Origin of the sequence: Mycobacterium sp. 852002-40037_SCH5390672 (assembly GCF_001665875.1) — a bacterium.
Classification (GTDB): domain Bacteria; phylum Actinomycetota; class Actinomycetes; order Mycobacteriales; family Mycobacteriaceae; genus Mycobacterium.
Genome location: NZ_LZTA01000008.1, coordinates 13041 through 27616 on the forward strand (window position 1 = coordinate 13041; position 14576 = coordinate 27616).

Annotated in this window: 13 protein-coding genes; 9 read left to right on the forward strand and 4 right to left on the reverse strand. The window is 67.5% G+C overall.

The window, feature by feature from the left end; all coding sequences use genetic code 11:
- The first annotated feature begins 30 nt into the window (after window positions 1-30).
- From gatC to gatB, 5 genes are all read left to right on the forward strand, one after another.
- Entirely contained in the window at window positions 31-342 is a 312-nt protein-coding gene (gene gatC / locus A5782_RS01985) for an Asp-tRNA(Asn)/Glu-tRNA(Gln) amidotransferase subunit GatC (protein ID WP_067094350.1), read from the forward strand.
- A complete protein-coding gene (gatA, locus tag A5782_RS01990; RefSeq protein WP_067094353.1) occupies window positions 339-1838 on the forward strand; it encodes an Asp-tRNA(Asn)/Glu-tRNA(Gln) amidotransferase subunit GatA in 1500 nt (499 codons plus the stop codon). The genes gatC and gatA overlap by 4 nt, the downstream gene beginning before the upstream one ends.
- 100 nt (window positions 1839-1938) lie before the next feature.
- Window positions 1939-2970 carry an ATP-dependent 6-phosphofructokinase gene (locus A5782_RS01995; protein WP_067094356.1) on the forward strand — a complete coding sequence of 344 codons (1032 nt, stop codon included), beginning with the start codon at window positions 1939-1941 and terminating at the stop codon, window positions 2968-2970.
- Window positions 2971-3341: 371 nt separating this feature from the next.
- The gene (locus A5782_RS02000; RefSeq protein WP_067094359.1) at window positions 3342-4286 is read left to right on the forward strand and encodes a MinD/ParA family protein; all 945 of its coding nucleotides are present in this window, start codon (window positions 3342-3344) and stop codon (window positions 4284-4286) included.
- Window positions 4287-4449: 163 nt separating this feature from the next.
- Window positions 4450-5964, forward strand: a complete 1515-nt coding sequence (gene gatB / locus A5782_RS02005; RefSeq protein ID WP_067094361.1) for an Asp-tRNA(Asn)/Glu-tRNA(Gln) amidotransferase subunit GatB — start codon at window positions 4450-4452, stop codon at window positions 5962-5964.
- Between the two features lie 48 nt (window positions 5965-6012).
- Here gatB and A5782_RS02010 read toward each other — a convergent pair whose 3' ends face one another.
- Window positions 6013-7143 (reverse strand): sorbosone dehydrogenase family protein, encoded by a 1131-nt coding sequence (locus tag A5782_RS02010; protein ID WP_067094364.1) that lies wholly within the window; start codon window positions 7141-7143, stop codon window positions 6013-6015.
- Window positions 7144-7408: 265 nt separating this feature from the next.
- Between A5782_RS02010 and A5782_RS02015 the strand changes: the two genes are divergently transcribed.
- Window positions 7409-8272, forward strand: a complete 864-nt coding sequence (locus tag A5782_RS02015; RefSeq protein WP_067094367.1) for a DoxX family protein — start codon at window positions 7409-7411, stop codon at window positions 8270-8272.
- 8 nt (window positions 8273-8280) lie between these two features.
- Here A5782_RS02015 and A5782_RS02020 read toward each other — a convergent pair whose 3' ends face one another.
- A complete protein-coding gene (locus tag A5782_RS02020) occupies window positions 8281-8637 on the reverse strand; it encodes a PH domain-containing protein (protein WP_067094370.1) in 357 nt (118 codons plus the stop codon).
- A gap of 369 nt (window positions 8638-9006) precedes the next feature.
- Here A5782_RS02020 and A5782_RS02025 point away from each other — a divergent pair, with 369 nt between their 5' ends.
- The 3 genes from A5782_RS02025 to ilvC all read left to right on the forward strand — a co-directional run bounded on the left by A5782_RS02025 (window position 9007) and on the right by ilvC (window position 12439).
- The gene (locus tag A5782_RS02025) at window positions 9007-10875 is read left to right on the forward strand and encodes an acetolactate synthase large subunit (protein WP_067094373.1); all 1869 of its coding nucleotides are present in this window, start codon (window positions 9007-9009) and stop codon (window positions 10873-10875) included.
- The gene (gene ilvN / locus A5782_RS02030) at window positions 10875-11375 is read left to right on the forward strand and encodes an acetolactate synthase small subunit (RefSeq protein WP_067094376.1); all 501 of its coding nucleotides are present in this window, start codon (window positions 10875-10877) and stop codon (window positions 11373-11375) included. Before A5782_RS02025 ends, ilvN begins: the two co-directional genes overlap by 1 nt.
- 62 nt (window positions 11376-11437) lie before the next feature.
- A complete protein-coding gene (gene ilvC, locus A5782_RS02035; RefSeq protein ID WP_067094379.1) occupies window positions 11438-12439 on the forward strand; it encodes a ketol-acid reductoisomerase in 1002 nt (333 codons plus the stop codon).
- Between the two features lie 71 nt (window positions 12440-12510).
- Here ilvC and wrbA read toward each other — a convergent pair whose 3' ends face one another.
- Together wrbA and A5782_RS02045 are read right to left on the reverse strand one after the other, a co-directional pair.
- Window positions 12511-13113, reverse strand: coding sequence for an NAD(P)H:quinone oxidoreductase (gene wrbA / locus A5782_RS02040; protein WP_067094382.1), 603 nt, complete (start codon window positions 13111-13113; stop codon window positions 12511-12513).
- A complete protein-coding gene (locus A5782_RS02045; protein WP_067094385.1) occupies window positions 13110-14552 on the reverse strand; it encodes an NAD(P)/FAD-dependent oxidoreductase in 1443 nt (480 codons plus the stop codon). Before A5782_RS02045 ends, wrbA begins: the two co-directional genes overlap by 4 nt.
- Window positions 14553-14576 lie beyond the last annotated feature (24 nt).

The window sequence follows — 14576 nt, forward strand, 5'->3', positions numbered from 1 at the left end:
GTCCCACGCTCGCGGCTAGGCTTTCGGATCGTGTCCCAGATCTCCCGCGACGAGGTAGCGCACCTGGCACGGCTGTCCCGGCTGGCGTTGACCGACAGCGAGCTCGACAGCTTCGTCGGCCAGCTCGGCGCCATCCTGACCCACGTGAGCCAGGTCCAGGCGGTCGATGTCACCGGCGTCGAAGCCACCGACAACCCGCTCAGTGACGTCTTGAAAGACGTCACTGGCACCCGCCCGGACGAGCCGACACCGTGCCTGACACAGGCCGAAGCGCTGGCCGAAGCGCCCGCGGCCGTCGACGGCCGCTTCGCCGTGCCGCAGATCCTGGGGGACAGCGAGTGAACGAGATCATCCGGTCCGACGCCGCCACGCTGGCGGCCCGGATCGCCGCCAAAGAGGTGTCATCGGTCGAGGTCACCCAGGCGTGCCTGGACCAGATTCGGGCGACCGACGACCGCTACCACGCCTTCCTACACGTGGCGGCCGACGAGGCGCTTGCGGCGGCAGCCGCCGTTGACAAGCAGGTCGACGAGGCGGTGGCCGCCGGGGAGCGGCTGCCGTCCCCGCTGGCCGGGGTCCCCCTGGCGCTCAAGGACGTGTTCACCACCGTGGACATGCCCACCACTTGCGGGTCCAAGATCCTTCAGGGCTGGCGTTCCCCGTACGACGCCACCGTCACCTCGCGACTGCGCGCCGCGGGAATCCCGATCCTGGGCAAGACCAACATGGACGAGTTCGCGATGGGCAGCTCGACCGAGAACTCCGCCTACGGCCCCACCCGCAACCCGTGGAACGTCGACCGGGTGCCCGGTGGCTCCGGGGGCGGCAGCGCGGCCGCACTGGCCGCGTTCCAGGCCCCACTGGCCATCGGATCCGACACCGGGGGTTCCATCCGGCAGCCCGCCGCGCTGACCGCGACGGTGGGAGTCAAGCCGACCTACGGCACGGTGTCGCGCTACGGCCTGGTGGCGTGCGCGTCGTCGCTGGATCAGGGCGGCCCGTGTGCCCGCACGGTGCTGGACACCGCGCTGCTGCATCAGGTGATCGCCGGGCATGACACCCGCGACTCCACCTCGGTGAACGCGGCGGTGCCCGACGTCGTCGGCGCCGCCAGGGCCGGCGCGGCCGGTGACCTCAAGGGTGTGCGCGTCGGAGTGGTCAAGCAGCTGCGCGGCGAGGGTTATCAGCCCGGGGTGCTGAGCGCTTTCGAGGAAGCCGTCAAGCAGCTGACCGCCCTGGGCGCCGAGGTGAGCGAGGTCGACTGCCCGCACTTCGAGTACGCGCTGGCCGCCTACTACCTGATCCTGCCGTCGGAGGTGTCGAGCAACCTGGCCCGCTTCGACGCGATGCGCTACGGGCTGCGGGTCGGCGACGACGGCAGCCACAGCGCCGAGGAAGTGATGGCCATGACGCGGGCCGCCGGCTTCGGTCCGGAGGTCAAGCGGCGCATCATGATCGGCACCTACGCGCTGTCGGCCGGTTACTACGACGCGTATTACAACCAGGCCCAGAAGGTGCGCACCCTGATCGCCCGCGACCTGGACGAGGCCTATCGCTCGGTGGACGTGGTGGTGTCGCCCGCGACCCCGACGACGGCGTTCCGGCTGGGCGAGAAGGTCGACGATCCGCTGGCGATGTATCTGTTCGACCTGTGCACGCTGCCGCTGAATCTGGCCGGCCACTGCGGCATGTCGGTGCCGGCCGGTCTGTCGCCGGATGACCAGCTGCCGGTCGGGCTGCAGATCATGGCGCCCGCACTGGCCGACGACCGGCTCTACCGGGTCGGCGCGGCCTACGAAGCGGCCCGCGGACCGCTGCCGTCGGCGCCCACGCTTTAGCGATCACGAGCGCGGCGCAAGCCGGGCGAAGCGGGTCGCCGCCATGGACTGTCGCGGACTAATCGCGCCATAACGGCGCCGTCCCGGGCAAGATGAGAGCATGCGGATCGGAGTGCTCACCGGAGGCGGCGACTGCCCCGGGCTCAACGCGGTCATCCGGGCAGTGGTGCGAACCTGCGACTCCCGGTACGGCTCGTCGGTGGTCGGATTCCAGGACGGTTGGCGCGGATTGCTGGAGAACCGGCGTATCCAGCTGCAGAACGACGACCGCAACGACCGCCTGCTGGCCAAGGGCGGAACCATGCTGGGCACCGCCCGCGTGCACCCCGACAAACTGCGGGCCGGGCTGCACCAGATCAAGCAGACCCTCGACGACAACGGGATAGACGTCCTGATTCCCATCGGCGGCGAGGGCACTCTGACGGCCGCGCATTGGCTCTCGGAAGAGAACGTTCCGGTGGTCGGCGTGCCGAAGACCATCGACAACGACATCGATTGCACTGACGTGACTTTCGGCCACGACACCGCGTTGACCGTCGCGACCGACGCCATCGACCGGTTGCACAGCACCGCCGAATCGCACCAGCGGGTGATGCTGGTCGAGGTGATGGGCCGGCACGCCGGTTGGATCGCGTTGAACGCGGGCCTGGCTTCGGGTGCGCACATGACCCTGATCCCCGAGCAGCCCTTCGATGTCGAAGAGGTCTGTCGGCTCGTCAAAAGGCGCTTCCAGCGCGGAGATTCGCACTTCATCTGTGTGGTCGCCGAGGGCGCCAAGCCCATTCCGGGATCGATTGCGTTGCGGGAAGGCGGAATTGATGAATTCGGCCACGAGAAGTTCACCGGCGTGGCAGCCCAGCTCGGTGCCGAAGTGGAGAAGCGAATCAACAAGGACGTCCGCGTGACCGTGCTGGGTCACGTCCAGCGAGGGGGCACCCCGACGGCCTATGACCGGGTGCTGGCCACCCGGTTCGGGGTGAATGCCGCCGACGCCGCGCATGCCGCGGAATACGGCCAGATGGTGTCGCTGCGCGGGCAGGATATCGGCCGGGTGCCGCTGGCGGACGCGGTGCGTCAGCTCAAGCTGGTCCCCGAAAGCCGCTACGACGACGCCGCCGCCTTCTTCGGTTAAATGTGCCCGCCCGGCAAACAACCGGTGGAGCTGAGTGAACCGCGGCTTGAATTTGCCCGCTAATGATCCAGGTGGTTCGCGATTACCGCACTTTGGTGGTTTCCGGAACGGTCGCTTGGGGTTATACCGGGAGTATGAGTAACCGCGGTGCGATTCGCGGAGTCGGTCAGCAACCGGCTGGAGCGGGGGGCCCACCCGGCCCGCCGAACCACAAGCCGGGTCCGCCCAGACGACGCGCCGGCGGCGACCCCGCAGCGGCCACCGTGCCGCAATCCCGCGGTCCGAATCGGAACAAGAGCGGATCGCCACAACGTCCACCTGCCGCGCCCCCAACGCCCCGGCGTGCCCCAGCACCGCCGCGCCCGGAGCCAATGCTGGGCGCGACCGCGCTGGACCGCTTCGACACGCAGGACACCGATGCCACCCGGTTTAACTGGCGACGGCTGGTTCATCGCTTTACCGGGATCGAGTTCGGTCCGGGCAAAAACACGACCTATGAAAACGAGCTGCGGCAGCGCATCCGCGCGAGCCTGGGTGGCGCCTTTCCCATCTCCGTGCTGAACCTCAAGGGTGGGGTCGGCAAGACCACGGTGGTGGAGGCCCTCGGTTCGACGTTCGCGGCGGTGCGCAACGACCGGGTGCTTGCCCTCGATATCGACGCCGGAGACTTGGCCGAGCGCCACGGTCGGCCTAACCCGCACAGCATGGCCGACCTGCTGCACGGCAACCCCGCGGCGCAGTACGAGGACATACGCGCGCTGACGTATATGAACGGCTTCGGGCTGGAAGTCCTCGGGTTGCCCGACTACGCGCGCACCGACTGGCGCCTGGGGCGCGACGACATGCTGCGGGCCTTCTCGATGCTGCGAAACCAGTATTCGCTGGTGCTGGTCGACTGTGTCAAAACGCTCAATTCCGCTGTGATGGACGCTGTTCTACCGGAATCGCGCGCCCTGGTGGTGGTCACGAGCACCTCGATCGATGCGATACGCAAGACACGGACCACCCTGGAGTGGTTGTGCCACAGCGGGTATCAACCGTTGATGCAGTCGACCGTGCTCGCCATCAACCACGTCGAGCCGGCCAAGGTGGACGGGGTGGCCGTCACCGAACTCGATCGACTGTCCGCCCGCGTTGCCGCCACGGTGGTGTTGCCGTTCGATCGGCACGTGCACGATGGGCGAAAGATCGCGCTGGACCGGTTGAGCAAGGAAAGCCGGCGCAGTTATTTGGAGATGGCGGCCGTGCTGGCCGATATGTTCGGTGACGGGGGTGGAGAGCGCGCTCGCGATCACCGCGGTGTTGATCGGCGGTGACCCGCTTCGCCCGGCTCCGCCGCGCTCGCGATCACCACGGTGCTGATCGGCGGTGACCCGCTTCGCCCGGCTCCGCCGCGCTCGCGATCACCACGGTGCTGATGGGCGGTGACCCGCTTCGCCCGGCTCCGCCGCGCTCGCGATCACCACTAGGATCGAGCGCATGAGTGTTGCCGCCAGCGCCGATCTAATGGACTACGACGACGTCATCGCGCGATTCGATCCGGTACTCGGCCTCGAGGTGCACGTCGAGCTGTCCACCGTCACCAAGATGTTCTGCGGCTGCTCCACCGCTTTCGGCGCCCAACCCAACACCCAGGTGTGCCCGGTGTGCCTCGGGCTGCCCGGCTCGTTGCCCGTGCTCAACCAGAACGCGGTCGAGTCGGCCATTCGCATCGGCCTGGCGCTGAACTGCGAGATCGTGCCGTGGTGCCGCTTCGCCCGGAAGAACTACTTCTACCCGGACCAACCGAAGAACTACCAGATCTCGCAGTACGACGAGCCAATCGCCATCAACGGTTACCTGGACGCCCCGCTGGAGGACGGCACCACCTGGCGCGTCGAAATCGAACGTGCCCACATGGAAGAGGACACCGGCAAGCTCACTCACATCGGCAGCGAGACCGGCCGGATCCACGGCGCGACGACCTCGCTGATCGACTACAACCGCGCCGGCGTGCCCCTGATCGAAATCGTCACCAAGCCCATCGAGGGTGCCGGAGCCCGAGCGCCGCAGATCGCCCGGGCCTACGTGACGGCATTGCGAGACCTGTTACGCGCGTTGGGCGTATCCGACGTCCGGATGGACCAGGGATCGATGCGTTGTGACTCCAACGTGTCGCTCAAGCCGACCGGTGCCACCGTGTTCGGTACCCGGACCGAAACCAAGAACGTCAACTCGCTGAAAAGCGTTGAGGTTGCCGTTCGTTATGAAATGCAGCGTCAGGCCGCGATTCTGGTGTCCGGCGGTCGAATCACGCAGGAAACCAGACACTTTCACGAGGCTGGCGGTTACACGAGTCCGGGGCGCACCAAGGAGACCGCCGAGGACTACCGGTATTTCCCCGAGCCCGACCTGGAGCCCGTGGCCCCCAGCCGCGAGCTGGTCGAGCGGCTGCGCCAGACCATTCCCGAGCTGCCGTGGTTGAGCCGCAAGCGCATTCAGGACGAGTGGGGAATCTCCGACGAGGTGATGCGCGATCTGGTCAATGCCGGGGCGATCGAATTGGTCACCGCAACCATCGCACACGGCGCGTCCAGCGAGCAGGCCCGCGCCTGGTGGGGAAACTTCTTGATGCAGAAGGCCAACGAGGCCAACCTAGCGCTCGATGAGCTGGCCATCACGCCCGCCCAGGTCGCCGCGGTGGTGGCGTTGGTGGACGAGGGCAAGCTGTCCGCCAAGCTGGCCCGTCAGGTCATCGAGGGTGTGCTGGCCGGGGAGGGCGAGCCCGAAGAGGTGATGACCGCGCGCGGCCTGGCGCTGGTGCGCGACGACTCGGTGACACAAGCCGCCGTCGACGACGCGCTGGCCGCCAATCCCGATGTGGCAGAAAAGATTCGCGGTGGGAAGGTGGCCGCGGCCGGCGCGATCGTCGGCGCGGTGATGAAGGCCACCCGCGGGCAGGCCGATGCCGCCCGGGTGCGCGAACTGGTCCTGGCCGCCTGCGGCCAGAGCTAGCCGCGGCGTCGATCGTCCGCCATCACGATGGCGGCGACGTGAGGATCCTCAGCTCTTGTCGTCGCTGTTGCGCGGGAACCCGCCGCCCTGCGGGAACAGTGGGAACACCACGTCATCCAGCTTCTCGGCGTCCCCGGCGGTCTTGTTGACGGTTGCCCCCCAGACGTTGCCATCCGGGGACATGCGCAGCGCCCAGGCGTGCGCGTGGGTGTCCTTGCGGACGACATCGGGTTCACCGGTGACCGCACCCGTGGCCGGCGCCAGCCGGACCGCAACCGTCAGCTTGGTATTGATCAGGTTGACCAGCACGGTCCCGTCCATGGCCGCGCAGCCGGCTACGCCGGGCTTGTCCGGCCAGGTCCACACCGTGGAGACGTCTGACGTTTTGGTGATGCGCTGCAACCGGTCTGCCGTCGGGGTGCGGTCGGCGACATACAGTGAGCCGTCGACCGGGTCGGTGCACAGGCCGCCGCCGGAACCCACGCCGGACAGCGCGGTCGTCGGAGGCGCCTGGCCCACGGTGGTGGGTTGCTCGATCCGCAGCACCTTGCCGGCCAGCGATTTGGGGTCGGCGGCCAGTGCCGGATTGCCCGCGTCGCCGGTCATCACGACCAGCGTGGTGGGGCTGGTGAAGATCAACGCCCCGGTGTTTCCGGTGGCGCCCTTGGGAATCCCGGTCAGGATGTCCTTGGGGATGTCGCCATCGGCCACGCGGATCACCCGGTTGTCGGTCGGCGTGCTGATGTACGCGTACATCAGGCGGTCCTGCGTGTAGGTCGGCGACATCACGATGTCCATCAACCCGCCATCGCCGGACGGGTCCACCGGAATCACCGTCTTCACCTTCGGCTCGGCGCTGACCGAGATCTCCTTGACCGCGCCGGTGGTGCGCTCGGCGACCAGTGCGGTTTTGCTGTCGGGACCCATGATCAGGCCGCTGGTGCTTTCCAGGCAGCCCTGCATCACCCCGGGAGCGGGACAGGCCTTGGGAAACGGTGTGGGCGGCAGCGGCGGCGGCGGGGGAGGCGTCGAGCTGGGCTGCGGCTTCAATTCGGGGGCGGTGGTGAACGGTTGGGATTGGGCGTCATTGAAGCGTGCGCACCCGCTCGTCACCAGCACGAGGGCGCACAGCGCGGCGAAGCCGCGCCGAACCGACCGCCCCGATCGCCCTAGTCGCATGACCGTCAGGCTACGGACAGTGCCGGCAGCGCCGCCACACCCGTCCCTCTTGCCCGCCGCCCAAAACTCGAACACGACCGCTTTGTGTCCGGGTCCCGCGCCACCTCCGGCGACGGGCGATCTCCCCGTTGCGGGCCCATCGGAACGGGCCCGGAAGGCGATTTGGGGCCGATCCCGGCCCCCGTGGCGGGCAAACCATCGATTGCCAGGCGAAAGCGCCGCTCAAATCCCCAATTCAGGACCGAATGCCCTTACCCTGTCACCCGTGACCAGTCAACCGAATGACGCACATTGGCAACGGCCCGGCGAATCCCCGGAGCCGACCCCGGGACGCCCCGCCACGGCGCGGCTGGTCGATCCCGAAGATGATCTGACGCCCGTCGGCTTCCCCGGCGACTTCAACCCGTCGACCGGGACCACCACCGTCATCCCTTACGGCGCCTCCGCAGCGGCCGCCGGCTCTGGGGCCGGCGGCTATAACCTGCTGGAACAGCAGGAGCCGTTGCCCTACGTCCAGCCGCATGCGCCGGCCCGGCACGCGGCTGCCGAGGCCGCCGAGATCGACGACGACGACGAACACCACGACCGGTTGCACGACGTCGGCCGGCGCGGAACGCAGCATCTCGGTTTGCTGTTGCTGCGGGTCGGGCTTGGTGTGGTGCTCGGCGCCCACGGGCTGCAGAAGCTGTTCGGCTGGTGGGGCGGCTCGGGCGTGTCCGGGTTCAAGAACTCACTGTCCGACGTGGGCTACCAGCACGCCGACATCCTCGCCTACGTGAGCGCCGGAGGTGAGGCCGTGGCGGGTGTGCTGCTGATACTGGGTTTGTTCACGCCGGTAGCGGCGGCCGGTGCGCTGGCGTTCCTGATCAACGGTCTGCTGGCCAGCGTCTCGGCGCGGCCGCATACGCGCACCTTCTCGTTCTTCCTGCCCGAGGGCCACGAATACCAGCTCACCCTGATCGTCCTGGCCGCCGGGGTCGTTCTGTGCGGACCGGGCCGCTATGGCCTGGATGCGCGCCGTGGGTGGGCGCACCGGCCCTTCATCGGGTCCTTTGTCGCCCTGCTGGCCGGCATCGCCGCCGGTGTCGGGGTGTGGGTGGCCCTCAATGGCGTGAATCCGATCGCCTGACCGGCTCTTCACCGATAGGGGTTGGGCACCCGCCCCGCGCTCGCCTCGGTCAGCTGGGGCAGCGTGGAGAACGTGACCGCGGGCAATCGCAGCTCCGTTCCGCTCTTGAGGCGCGCGCGACCCCACGAGCCGCGGTGGAAACGCAGCCCCTCGATGTCGTCCCAGCGCACCTGCCGGCTGCCCAGCAGCGTGCGAACGGTCACGCCCTGGTCGTCGGCGACGGTGCGTAACCGGATGATCAACGCGGACAGCAGTATCGGAAGGATCAGCAGCGGCAGGGACGGCGGCCACAGCAGCACCGGGATCAGCAACCCCAAGGTCAAGAACCCGACAGCCAGATGCGCTATCGGCGACACTTTGATCACGACGGGCGCTTTGGACGGTGTTTGGTGAGACGAACCGGTAGCCACGCCACCATCATTTCACCTGGGACGCGGGCACGATTCCGCGAGCGCTCAGCCGTCGGCACCGCGCCCCACCCATCTGGTGGGCGGGACGCCGACGGTCACGGATTTGACTGCTGAGCTGTGCGAAGGCTAGCGTCGGACGCTATGGATACCGCCGGAAAGCCCGGGATGCTCGTAGTAATTAGTCGGCGCGTTGGTGGCTGACTTGCCCTTCAGCATGTGAAGCAATCCAGCACCAACGCGCAACCCTCGTGCAGCAGATGAGCTGTCGGGGGTTTTTTGTTGCCCCCAGCGAGACTCCCGGAATGAATAAAGGACTGAACGACAGTGAGCGCTCCCATCAGGCAGCACGCCTCCGCGACACCGGACGCTGCCGACATCGCTACGGACGCGGCCAAGCCCGCCGCGAAGTCCGCGACCGGCAAGCCGAAACGCATTGGGCCCGAGCAACTTACCGGCGCACAGTCGGTGATCCGTTCGCTGGAGGAACTCGGTGTAGAGGTCATCTTCGGCATTCCCGGCGGCGCGGTGCTGCCCGTCTATGACCCGCTGTTCGACTCGCAAAAGCTGCGCCACGTGCTGGTGCGCCACGAGCAGGGGGCCGGCCACGCCGCCAGCGGCTATGCGCACGCCACCGGCAAGGTCGGTGTCTGCATGGCGACGTCGGGCCCCGGCGCCACCAACCTGGTGACCCCGCTGGCCGATGCCCAGATGGACTCGATACCCGTCGTCGCCGTGACCGGCCAGGTCGGGCGCTCGCTGATCGGCACCGATGCCTTCCAGGAAGCCGACATCTCGGGCATCACGATGCCGATCACCAAGCACAACTTCCTGGTCCGCTCGGGTAACGAAATCCCGCAGGTGCTTGCCGAGGCGTTCCACATCGCGTCCTCGGGGCGTCCCGGCGCGGTGCTCGTCGACATCCCCAAGGACGTGCTGCAGGCCCAGTGCACGTTCAGCTGGCCGCCGCGCATCGACCTGCCCGGATACAAGCCGAACACCAAACCGCACAGCCGGCAGATCCGCGAGGCCGCCAAGCTGATCGCGGCCGCCCGTAAGCCGGTGCTCTACGTGGGCGGCGGGGTCATCCGCGGTGACGCGACCGAGCAGCTGCGCGAGCTGGCCGAGCTGACCGGCATCCCCGTGGTGACCACGCTGATGGCGCGCGGCGCCTTCCCGGACAGCCATCCGCAGCACATGGGCATGCCCGGCATGCACGGCACCGTCGCCGCGGTGGCGGCCCTGCAGCGCAGCGACCTGCTGATCGCGCTGGGCACCCGCTTCGATGACCGGGTGACCGGGAAGCTGGACACCTTCGCCCCGGAAGCCAAGGTCATTCACGCCGACATCGACCCGGCCGAGATCGGCAAGAACCGGCACGCCGACGTGCCGATCGTCGGCGACGTCAAAGCCGTCATCATCGAGCTGCTCGAGTTGCTGCGGCAGGACGGGATACCCGGCAAGCTCGACATGACCGAGTGGTGGGGCTACCTGAACGAGGTTCAGTCCACGTACCCGCTGAGCTACGGACCGCAGAGTGATGGCAGCCTCGGCCCGGAATTCGTCATCGAGAAGCTGGGCCAGATCGCCGGTCCGGACGCCCTGTACGTCGCCGGTGTCGGTCAGCACCAGATGTGGGCGGCCCAATTCATCTCCTATGAAAAGCCGCGCACCTGGCTCAACTCCGGCGGGTTGGGCACCATGGGGTTTGCCATTCCGGCTGCCATGGGCGCCAAGATGGCTCGCCCGGACGCGGAGGTGTGGGCGATCGACGGCGACGGCTGTTTCCAGATGACCAACCAGGAGCTGGCCACCTGCGCGATCGAAGGCGTGCCGATCAAGGTGGCGCTGATCAACAACGGCAACTTGGGCATGGTCCGCCAGTGGCAGACGCTGTTCTACCAAGAGCGCTACTCCCAGACGGATCTGGCCACGCATTCGCGTCGCATCCCGGACTTCGTGAAGCTGGCGGAGGCGTTGGGCTGCGTCGGATTGCGTTGCGAGCGTGAAGAAGACGTCGAGGACGTGATCAACCAGGCGCGGGCGATCAACGACCGCCCGGTGGTGATCGACTTCATCGTCGGCGCCGACGCGCAGGTGTGGCCGATGGTGGCCGCCGGCACCAGCAATGACGAGATTCAGGCGGCCCGCGGCATCCGCCCGCTGTTCGACGACGAAAGCGAGGGGCACGCCTGATGAACACCCACACCCTGTCGGTGTTGGTCGAAGACAAACCCGGCGTGCTCGCCCGTGTGGCGGCCCTGTTCTCGCGGCGCGGCTTCAACATCGAGTCGCTGGCGGTCGGCGCCACCGAGCAGAAGGACATGTCGCGGATGACCATTGTGGTCTCCGCCGAGGAGACCCCGCTCGAGCAGATCACCAAGCAGCTCAACAAGCTGATCAATGTCATCAAGATCGTCGAGCTCGACGACGACAACTCGGTGTCGCGGGAACTGGCGCTGATCAAGGTGCGCGCCGACGCGGGTATTCGCAGTCAGGTGATCGAAGCGGTGAACCTGTTCCGCGCCAAGGTGATTGACGTGTCGCCGGAGGCACTGACGATCGAGGCCACCGGTAACCGCGGCAAGATCGAGGCGTTGCTGCGGGTCCTGGAACCGTTCGGGATCCGCGAAATCGTCCAATCCGGAGTGGTGTCGCTATCCCGCGGTCCGCGCGGAATCGGCACGGCCAAATAAGTTTTCAGCGCAAACAAGAAGGAGATAGTGAAGTGACTAACCCGCCTGGGGAGACATTGCCGATGTTCTACGACGACGATGCGGACCTGACGATCATCCAGGGTCGCAAGGTCGGTGTCATCGGATACGGCAGCCAAGGACACGCGCACTCGCTGAGCCTGCGCGACTCCGGCGTGCAGGTGAAGGTGGGCCTGAAGGAGGGGTCGAAGTCCCGCGCCAAGGTTTCCGAGCAGGGCCTGGACGTCGACACCCCGACCGAGGTCGCCAAGTGGGCCGACGTCATCATGCTGCTGGCACCCGACACCGCGCAGGCCGACATCTTCACCAACGACATCGAACCCAACCTCAAGGATGGGGACGCGTTGTTCTTCGGTCACGGGCTCAACATCCACTTCGACCTGATCAAGCCGCCCGCCAACGTCACCGTCGCGATGGTCGCGCCGAAGGGCCCCGGGCACTTGGTGCGTCGTCAATTCGTCGACGGCAAGGGTGTGCCGGCGCTGATCGCCGTCGATCAGGACCCGAACGGCGACGGCGAGGCGCTGGCGCTGTCCTATGCCAAGGCCATCGGCGGCACCCGCGCCGGTGTCATCAAGACCACCTTCAAGGACGAGACCGAGACGGACCTGTTCGGTGAGCAGGCCGTGTTATGCGGTGGCACAGAGGAATTGGTGAAGACCGGTTTCGACGTGATGGTCGAGGCGGGTTACCCGCCGGAGATGGCCTACTTCGAGGTGCTGCACGAGCTCAAGCTGATCGTCGACCTGATGTACGAGGGCGGCATCGCCCGGATGAACTACTCGGTCTCCGACACCGCTGAGTTCGGTGGCTATCTGTCCGGTCCGCGCGTCATCGACGCCGATACCAAAGAGCGGATGCGGGCCATCCTGCGCGACATTCAGGACGGCAGCTTCACCAAGAAGCTCGTCGCCAACGTCGAGGGCGGCAACAAGCAACTCGAGCAGCTGCGCAAGGAAAACGCCGAGCACCCCATCGAGGTCACCGGCAAGAAGCTGCGCGACCTGATGAGCTGGGTCGACCGGCCGATCACCGAGACCGCCTAGTTTGCGGCGCCGAACGTGCACTCAGGGCGACTATTTCGCGATTTTTTCGCCGTGAGTGCACGTTCGGTGGCTTAAGACGTCGCGAGGCGTCCCGCCGTCTCGACCACCCGGCGGGCCAGATGCTCGAGGGCGGCGTCGGTCGGCTCGTCGAATTCGTTGATGTTGTCGTGGGTGGTGACCAGGCTCACGCCATAGGGATTGCCATCGACGAACTTGCAGGGATCGGTGTATCCCGGGGGCACGATGATGCCGCCGAAATGCATCAGCGTGATGTACAGCGAGAGCAGGGTGGTTTCCTGGCCGCCGTGCACGGTGTTGGACGACGTGAAGCCCGCATACACCTTGTCCGCGAGCTTGCCCTGCGCCCATAGCCCGCCCAGCGAGTCGAGGAACGCGCGCAACTGCGCTGCCGGGGAGCCGAAGCGGGTCGGTGAACCGAAGATCACCGCGTCGGCCCACACGATGTCGTCGCCGGTTGCGACCGGAAGGTCTTTGGTGGCCTCGTAGTTCGCCGTCCAGGCCGGGTTGTGGGCGAACGATTCGGGATCCTGTGTCTCGGCGACGTGCCTCAAGCGGACTTCGGCCCCCGCCGACTCGGCCGCCGCGGCGACACGCTGCGCCATCGTGGTGTTATGCCCGGTGGCCGAGTAGTAGATGACCGCAAGTTTCGTCACGGCGTCATCGTAGGCCGCAAATCGGGAAGAGTGTCGATTCCGAATTCACGACGCAACAACGTGCGTGCGGCGTAGTAGCCGGCCATGCCGTGCACGCCTCCGCCCGGGGGTGTGGCCGCGGAGCACAGGTATACCTTCGGAATCGGTGTGCGCCAAGGGTTTAACCGCGGTGTCGGGCCGACGATCGCCCGCCAGGCGGAGTTGCCGCCCATCCCGATGTCGCCGCCCACATAGTTGGCGTTGTGGTCGCACAGCCGCGCGGCCGGCACCGCGCGCGCGGCCACCACCACGTCGCGGAAGCCGGGTGCGAACCGCTCGACCACCGCGGTCACCGCATCGGTCGCCTCGACCGTGGACCCCGACGGCACGTGGGCATAGGTCCAGAAGGGGCGGCGTCCGTCGGCGTCGATGCGGCCGGGGTCGGCGACGTGCGGGGACGCGGCCAGCACCATGGGCCACTGCGCGTGACGGCCGGCGGCGATCTCGGCCTCCGCGTGAGCCATCTGCGCCCGGGTGCCGCCGAGATGCAGGGTCGGGGCCTGGCGCAGCCGGACGTCCGACCACGGAATCTCGTCGTTGAGCACAAAGTCCACCTTGGCGACCCCAGGCCCGAACGTGTAGCGCCGCAACGCCTTAGCGTAGCGAGAGGGGAGGGCTTCGCCGTAGATCTTCAGCAGCGCGGTCGGCGCGGTGTCATAGGCGACGACTCCGCCCGGCGGTTCGATTACTTCCGTGCCGGCCGTGAGCTCGCCGCCGTGCGCGCGCAGATCGGCGATCAGGGCGTCGGTGATCGCCTGGCTGCCGCCCACCGGAATCGGCCAGCCGACCGAATGCGCGAGGGTGGCCAGCATCAGCCCGGCACCGGCCGCGGTCAGCGACGGCATCCGCGAAATGATATGGGCGGCAACGCCGGTGAACAGCGCGCGGGCGTCGTCCCCGGCGAGCAAACCCCACGCCGGGGTGCCTTGGGCCAGCATTCGCAGCCCCAGCTGCAGCGCCGACGGCAGCGAGTTCGGTATCGAGCGTTTGTCGCCCAGCAGCAGGGCCACCACGTCGTCGGAACGCTCGACCAGCGGGCCGAGCAGGCGTCCGAAGGACGCGCCGTGCTCGAGTTCGGCACAGGTGCGGCCCAGGTCGCGGTAGGCGATGACCGCCGGACGACCAGGCAGCGGGTTGGCGTACGAAATCTCTGGCACCGCCAACCGCACGCCGCGCGCGGGCAGGTCGAACTCCTTGAAGAACGGCGACGCCAGCGCCAACGGGTGCACCGCGGAGCAGATGTCGTGCAAGACTCCCGCAGAATCTGGGTCGGGTGCGGTGCGCGCACCCCCGCCAAAGGTCGGCTGAGCTTCGACGACCTGCACTTTCAGGCCGGCCCGGGCGCAGATTACGGCAGCGGTCAGCCCGTTGGGTCCGCTGCCGACGATGGTGACGTCCACGCGTCAATTACAGCCGATAGGCTG

What these genes read in the sequence shown, in the direction of transcription:
- A5782_RS01995 (WP_067094356.1), top strand. Translation starts at nt 1,939, where the DNA reads ATGCGGATCGGAGTGCTCACCGGAGGCGGCGACTGCCCCGGGCTCAAC.
- A5782_RS02000 (WP_067094359.1), top strand. Translation starts at nt 3,342, where the DNA reads ATGCTGGGCGCGACCGCGCTGGACCGCTTCGACACGCAGGACACCGAT.
- gatB (WP_067094361.1), top strand. Translation starts at nt 4,450, where the DNA reads ATGAGTGTTGCCGCCAGCGCCGATCTAATGGACTACGACGACGTCATC.
- A5782_RS02010 (WP_067094364.1), bottom strand. Translation starts at nt 7,143, where the DNA reads ATGCGACTAGGGCGATCGGGGCGGTCGGTTCGGCGCGGCTTCGCCGCG.
- ilvN (WP_067094376.1), top strand. Translation starts at nt 10,875, where the DNA reads ATGAACACCCACACCCTGTCGGTGTTGGTCGAAGACAAACCCGGCGTG.
- ilvC (WP_067094379.1), top strand. Translation starts at nt 11,438, where the DNA reads ATGTTCTACGACGACGATGCGGACCTGACGATCATCCAGGGTCGCAAG.